This window comes from Agromyces sp. NPDC056965, assembly GCF_042673425.1.
Lineage (GTDB): Bacteria > Actinomycetota > Actinomycetes > Actinomycetales > Microbacteriaceae > Agromyces.
Window position 1 is genome coordinate 22,866 of the sequence record NZ_JBHURI010000053.1, and the last position, 6,214, is coordinate 29,079.

The window sequence follows — 6,214 nt, forward strand, 5'->3', positions numbered from 1 at the left end:
GCCGAGGAGGAATTCCATGACCGACGCCGCCGACGTGAAGTCCGCCGCAGCGCAGATGATGCCCGAGGTGCTCGAGCGCCTCGAGGCGCTCGTGCGCATCCCGTCCGTCGCATTTCCGGGATTCGACCCCGAGCCCGTGCACCGCATGGGCGCGGCCGTCGTCGAACTCTTCGAAGCGGCGGGTGCGGCCGGCGTGAAGCTGCTCGACGTGCCCGACGGCTATCCGTGCGTCTACGCCGACCTGCCTGGGCCCGAGGGTTCGCCGACGGTGCTGCTCTACGCGCACTACGACGTCCAGCCCGCCGCGGAGAGCCAGGGCTGGTCCTCCGAACCCTTCGAGCCGGTGACCAAGGACGACGGGCGCATGTACGGTCGCGGAGCCGCCGACGACAAGTCCGGCCTCGTCATCCACTACGGCACCCTGAAGCTCCTCGGCGCCGACCGGCCGTGCCGGGTGAAGATCCTCGTCGAGGGCGAGGAGGAGACGATCTCCCACCTCGAGGCCTTCGTCGAGGCGAACCCCGAGCTCTTCGCCGCCGACGCCTACGTCATCGCCGACATCGGCCCGCAGCGCGTCGGCCGGCCGGGTCTGACGACCGCGCTCCGAGGGGATGTCGCGTGCACCGTGACCGTGCGCACCCTCGGCAACCCCGTCCACTCCGGCATGTTCGGCGGCGCGGCCCCCGACGCCATGACGGCGATGATCCGCATCCTCGACACGCTCCACGACGAGCACGGCGACACCGTCATCCCCGGCGTCGACAGCGGGCACTGGAGCGGCGCCGACATGGAGGAGGACGTCTACCGCGAGGGCTCGGCGATCCTGCCCGGCGTCGAGTACCTCGGCACGGGTTCGCTCTCCGACCGCATCTGGGCCAAGCCCTCGGTCACGGTGCTCGGCATGGACCTGCCGAACACCGCCGAGGCGTCGAACGTGCTGCTGCCCTCCGTCACCGCGAAGCTCTCGATGCGCATCGTGCCCGGCGCCGATGCCGACGCGCAACTCGATGCGCTGATGGCGCACCTGCGGGCGCAGCGGCCGTGGAACTGCGAGGTCGAGGTCGCGAAGGTGAAGACGGGGCATCCGTTCGCCGTCGACGCCTCGCATCCGGCGATCGTCGCAGCAGAGGCCGCGCTCGAAGCGGCCTACGACGCGCCGGTCGAGTCGATCGGCAGCGGCGCGTCGATCCCCCTCGTCGCCTCGCTGCAGAAGGTCGCGCCGGATTCGGCGATCGTGCTCTGGGGCGCGGAGGACACCGCGCAGTCTCGCATCCACGCGTCCGACGAGTCCGTCGACCCGGGTGAGATCGAGCGGATGATCGCCGCGCAGACCCTCTTCATCCGGGGACTCGCCGCCGGCGTGCGGGCGTGACGGTGGGGCGGGAACCCTACCTCCCGCCCCACCGCGGTCTCCAAGGGAGACCACTCCCGCCGAGCGACCCGAACTGAGCCCGGCGAGCTTGTCCCGCCGGTCGGAGAAGTCTCGATCTCGCTGCTCGCCGGGACGGCGCGAGCAGGTCGGCACGGGGGTCGACGCGGGGTCTGCTCGAAATCGTATCCGCCCGGTCGACCGGTGCATACTGCCCCGATTGGGGGGTGAAAACGCTCCCATGCCCGGCGTCGCGGCGGCGACGGGGGCACGTCGGGGCCGTGGCGATCAGGGCCAGTCGACGGATGCCTCGTACTCCTCGTGCCGGCGCAGGTAGGCGGCGATGAACGGGCACTCGGGCACGATGCGCTCGCCGCGGGCGACGGCGTCGTCGAGCGCGAACCTGGCGAGCTTGCTGCCGAGGCCCCGCCCCTCGAACTCGGGCAGCACCACGGTGTGGGTGAAGACGATCACTCCGTCGTCGAGGCGATACTGCGCGAAGCCCGCGCGTTCGCCCCCGAAGGTGAGGTCGTAGCGGTGACGGTCATCGTTGCGGACGATTTCGACGATGTCGGTGGCCATGGCGCGACTCTACTCGACCATCGCGACCGACCCGCCGTGAGCGGCGCAGTCCTCGCCGTCGGCGGGCGGGCCCCGGTGGGGGTGCGATGACACTCAACCGAACGGTTCGCTCGGGCACGACATGTCGTAATCGCCGGCCGTCGCACCGAGCACCGGGCGGTGCACTGCGCGCGAGCACTCGCACCGCCGGTTCGCGCGGGGTGAGCCGAACGGCGGTGAGCGACTCGGGAGCACGGCGCGGCGAACCGACGGTCCTCGATCGGCAGCGACGGACGCGTCGGGCGGGTGCTGCGGCATCCGCCGGGTGATGACCGTGCTCGTGCACCGTCGCGACGACGAGCGCAATCAGCCAGGCGAACACGAGCGCGAACGCCACGAGTTCGAAGACGGTCAGGTTGAAGATCCCGAGCCGGTCGTAGGCCACCATCGCGACCGCCTCGAGACCGAGGGAGAGATACGAGAAGCAGACGAACCAGCGCGGGATGCCGGGTGCGAAGAGCTGGACGAGGGAGCACAGCAGCGCGAAGGCCGCCGCAGCCCCGACGGCGAAGGTGTTGTGCAGGTCGGTGTCGGTGTTGATCGGCACGAGCCCGACGCCCATGAGATTGAGGCCGACGAGGGCGATGAGCAGGCGCATCACGGTGCGCGCGCCGGGCCTGAGCGCGAACGGCCCGAGGGCGAGCGAACGGGTGAGCAGGGCCGAGAGACCGGCCATGCCGAAGCCCGAGACGATGATCGCGACGTTGAAGCACGCCGCGGCGAGATCGTTCGAGGTGCCGAGCGTGCTGAAGTTGTGCGTCCACCAGTCGCCGGTCGGCGTGATGCTCATGCTGGCGAGGCTGCCCGTGGCGAGCAGCATCGCCACGAGGTTGAACGTGCGATAGGCCTCGTGCTCGATCGCGCCCCGATGGAGCCGGAACGTGCCGATGCCGAACACCCCGCCGAGGAGGAGGCCGAACACCTCGTGACCGCCGGGGAACCCGTCGAACGCCGCCGACGTGAAGTGCACGGCGAGCAGCGCGATCGCCGCCCACATCAGGCCGTTCGCGATGGCACGCGGCTCGATGCCGAGCGCCGGCAGCCCCAGCCGTGCGAGCCCGGCGATCGCGCTGCTCGACGCCGATGCCACGACGAGGCACGCGCCCACCACCGCCCCACCGGCGAGCGCCGGCACCATCCAGACGACGTCGACCGCGTGCGCACCGCTCGTCGCCGAGAACCTCGGATCGAGTGCGCGATACAGCACGATCGAGACGGCCACCGCGATCAGCAGGGCGTAGACACGGCGCACGTGGGAGGCCAGCGGCCGCGAGCGTACGGCACTGAGCCGAACGCGCCCCACGCGTTCGGCGGTGTCGGCGACCACCGCGTGCATCGGCACGACGAGGACCCGGTTCGACGACCCCGGGTGGACCCCGGCGAACGCACCCCTCATATCCGAACTCTCGTTCCCCAGAATCAGACGTGTTCGCGAGCCTAACCGGCACCATGCGATCGCGTCACCCCCGGGGCGCGTCCCCCACGCCCATACCCAGCAGACTCCCAGCGAACTGCGGGCGACCGTGAAGCGCGTGCACAGTGGGGCCTGCGCCCGGAAAACGAAAACGGCCCGCTTTCGCGAGCCGTTCTCTGCACTGTCTCAACCAGTGTGCGCCCGGAGGGATTCGAACCCCCAACCTTCTGATCCGTAGTCAGATGCTCTATCCGTTGAGCTACGGGCGCATGGGTTGTCGCCTGCGCTTTGCTTCGCGATCAGGCAACCACGTAACTCTAACGCACGCGCTCAGATCTCGCCAATCGAGCGTCGCCTCAGCGGTCGGCGTGCCCGGGTCGGAGCGTGTCGAGCGCCGTGAGCTGCCGGCGATTCGCGACCTGCCGGTAGGAGGTCTCGATGAGCTCGGCGAGGAGTTCCCAGTCGGTGTCGGGCTGATCGAGGTCGACGCCGACCCATCGGCCCCGGTCGTAGTACGGCGGGCCGAAGAACCGGCTGTCTTGCACGAGCGCGTGATGCTCGTCGGGATCGGTCTTCAGCACGATCGAGAGCGGTCGCTCCATCGACGCGCTCACGTGCACGAAGATCGGCTTGGCCGCGCGGAACGTCGGCCGACCCCACGCCTCGACCTCGACGGCCTCGGGCAGCGCGAGGCACACGGCGCGGACCCGCTCGACGAGCGGATGCCGCGGGTCGACGACTCGGGGATGCTCCACGGGCCCACGCTACGCCGCACCGACGACATGACGCGAGCGCCGCAGCATCCGTCGACCGTCAGCCCTTGACGGCGCCCCCGAGTCCGGCCGATCGCAGGAACACGCCCTGGAAGAGGAGGAACAGCACGACCGGGATGAGCGTCGAGATCGCGAGCGCCGCGAGGAACACGTCGAGTTCGATCGAGCCCTGCACGGCCGGCAACCGCACCGAGAGCGGCTGCACGGCCGGGTTCGGCAGCACGAGCATCGGCCAGAGGAAGTCCTTCCACGCCGCGATGATCGCGAACACCGAGACCACGCCGAGGATGGGCTTCGACATCGGCAGCACGATCGACCAGAACAGGCGGAACGGCCCGGCGCCGTCGGTGCGCGCGGCCTCGAACACCTCGCGCGGCAGCGCGTCGAAGAAACGCTTCACGAGCAGGATGTTGAAGGCGTTCGCCGCGGCCGGCAGCCAGACCGCGAGGTAGTTGTTGAGCAGCGACACGTCGCCGAGCAGCGGCGGGTTCACGATCGTCAGGTAGAGCGGCACGAGCAGCACGACGGCGGGGATGAAGAGCGTGACGAGGATCGCGCCGTTCAGGATCGGCGCATACCGCGGCCGCAGCACCGACAGCGCGAAGCCCGCGGTCGTGGCCACGAGCAGCTGGAAGAACCAGGAGCCGGCGGCGATCACGATCGTGTTCCAGAAGAACTGGTCGATGTGCACCTCGACCCACGCCGACTGCAGGTTCTGCCAGTCGATGCCGTTCGGCCAGAGGGCGAGCGGCTGGCGCAGGGTGTCCTGCGTCGGCGTCACCGCCGACTTCGCGAGCCAGAGCAGCGGGCCGAGGCCGGCGACGACGAGGCCCACGAAGAGCGCGAAGTGCACGCCGCCCATGCCGAGCCTGACGCCCCGCTTCTTGCCGTCGAAGTCCGAGACGATGCCGCGGTCGCGGGACTCGTCGTCGAAGCGCTTGGCCCTGCGCGACCTCAGCGAGAGCCGAGGCAGGCGGATGTCCCGTGCGGACGGCGTCGTCGTCATGAGGTGCTCCAGCGGTTCGTGAGCTTGAAGTAGAGCCAGCTGAGCAGCGCGAGCACGATCGCGAGCATCACGCTGAGCGCCGTCGCCTCGCCGTAGTCGCCGCCGAGGCTGTTCTGGAACGCGTAGCGGTAGATGAGGAGCAGGATCGTCACGGTCGCGTTGTTCGGACCGCCGCCCGTGAAGAGGAACGGCTCGAGGAACACCTGCGCCGTCGCGATGACCTGCAGGATCAGCATGATGAAGAGGATGCCGCGGAGCTGCGGCAGCGTGACGTGCCAGATCTTGTTCCAGATCGATGCGCCGTCGACCTCGGCCGCGTCGTAGAGCTCCGGCGGCACGGCGAGGAGCGCGGCGAGGTAGATGATGATCGACCCTCCTGCTGCGGCCCAGGTCGCCTCGAGCACGAGGGAGGGCATCGCCGTCGCCGAGGACTGCAGCCACGGCTGGGCGGGAATGCCGAACCAGCCGAGGATCGTGTTGAAGAGCCCGGTCGGGCTCGCGTCGTAGAAGACCTTCCAGAGGAGCACGGCGACGACGGGCGGCACGACGACCGGCAGGTAGGCGAGCGCGCTGTAGAAGCCCTTGCCGCGCCGCACCTCGCTCATCAGCACGGCGACGAGGATCGGCAGCGGGAACCCGAAGAGCAGTGCCAGCACGGCGAAGTACAGGGTGTTGAGGATCGCGGTGCCGAGCAGCGGATCGCTGAGCACGGCGGCGAAGTTGTCGAGGCCGACCCAGGTGGGCGGGTCGAGGAGGTTCGTCTGCTGAAAGCTCATGACGATCGACTGCACGATCGGCGACCAGCTGAAGATCCCGAACACGACGAGCATCGGCGCGAGGAAGACGAGGGTCGAGAGGCCGCCGCCCTGCACCCACGTGCGGGGGCTCCGCGTGCGCGGCGCGGGAATCGACGTCGGGGCGGGCTCGCCCGCTGGCGGGTCCGCGGCGGGCGGTTTCGCGGTGAGGGTCATCTGGGTCCTTCGAAAGTCGGAGAGAGCGGATGCCGCGGCGCGGGCGGTCGGGGGAAGGCC

Annotated in this window: 6 protein-coding genes and 1 tRNA gene; 1 reads left to right on the forward strand and 6 read right to left on the reverse strand. The window is 69.9% G+C overall.

Features of this window, described 5'->3' with window-relative positions:
• Positions 1-16 precede the first annotated feature (16 nt).
• Positions 17-1,372, forward strand: a complete 1,356-nt coding sequence (locus ACFTQE_RS13890; protein ID WP_376925631.1) for a M20/M25/M40 family metallo-hydrolase — start codon at positions 17-19, stop codon at positions 1,370-1,372.
• 285 nt (positions 1,373-1,657) lie between these two features.
• Here ACFTQE_RS13890 and ACFTQE_RS13895 read toward each other — a convergent pair whose 3' ends face one another.
• The 6 genes from ACFTQE_RS13895 to ACFTQE_RS13920 all read right to left on the reverse strand — a co-directional run bounded on the left by ACFTQE_RS13895 (position 1,658) and on the right by ACFTQE_RS13920 (position 6,154).
• Positions 1,658-1,951: a GNAT family N-acetyltransferase gene (locus ACFTQE_RS13895; protein ID WP_375836573.1), complete on the reverse strand. Its 294-nt coding sequence runs from the start codon at positions 1,949-1,951 to the stop codon at positions 1,658-1,660.
• Positions 1,914-3,386, reverse strand: a complete 1,473-nt coding sequence (locus tag ACFTQE_RS13900) for a hypothetical protein (RefSeq protein ID WP_376925632.1) — start codon at positions 3,384-3,386, stop codon at positions 1,914-1,916. Before ACFTQE_RS13900 ends, ACFTQE_RS13895 begins: the two co-directional genes overlap by 38 nt.
• A 214-nt stretch (positions 3,387-3,600) precedes the next feature.
• Positions 3,601-3,673 (reverse strand) — tRNA-Arg (locus ACFTQE_RS13905).
• An 87-nt stretch (positions 3,674-3,760) separates the two neighbouring features.
• On the reverse strand, positions 3,761-4,159 hold the full coding sequence (locus tag ACFTQE_RS13910; protein WP_376925633.1) for an MmcQ/YjbR family DNA-binding protein: 399 nt from the start codon (positions 4,157-4,159) through the stop codon (positions 3,761-3,763).
• A 58-nt stretch (positions 4,160-4,217) separates the two neighbouring features.
• Positions 4,218-5,183 carry a carbohydrate ABC transporter permease gene (locus tag ACFTQE_RS13915; RefSeq protein WP_375836570.1) on the reverse strand — a complete coding sequence of 322 codons (966 nt, stop codon included), beginning with the start codon at positions 5,181-5,183 and terminating at the stop codon, positions 4,218-4,220.
• Positions 5,180-6,154 (reverse strand): carbohydrate ABC transporter permease, encoded by a 975-nt coding sequence (locus tag ACFTQE_RS13920; RefSeq protein ID WP_376925635.1) that lies wholly within the window; start codon positions 6,152-6,154, stop codon positions 5,180-5,182. Before ACFTQE_RS13920 ends, ACFTQE_RS13915 begins: the two co-directional genes overlap by 4 nt.
• Positions 6,155-6,214: the final 60 nt, after the last annotated feature.

Bases quoted from the DNA above. Each gene is read 5' to 3' on its own strand.
- ACFTQE_RS13890 (WP_376925631.1), top strand. From the start codon at position 17: ATGACCGACGCCGCCGACGTGAAGTCCGCCGCAGCGCAGATGATGCCC.
- ACFTQE_RS13895 (WP_375836573.1), bottom strand. From the start codon at position 1,951: ATGGCCACCGACATCGTCGAAATCGTCCGCAACGATGACCGTCACCGC.
- ACFTQE_RS13900 (WP_376925632.1), bottom strand. From the start codon at position 3,386: ATGAGGGGTGCGTTCGCCGGGGTCCACCCGGGGTCGTCGAACCGGGTC.
- ACFTQE_RS13915 (WP_375836570.1), bottom strand. From the start codon at position 5,183: ATGACGACGACGCCGTCCGCACGGGACATCCGCCTGCCTCGGCTCTCG.
- ACFTQE_RS13920 (WP_376925635.1), bottom strand. From the start codon at position 6,154: ATGACCCTCACCGCGAAACCGCCCGCCGCGGACCCGCCAGCGGGCGAG.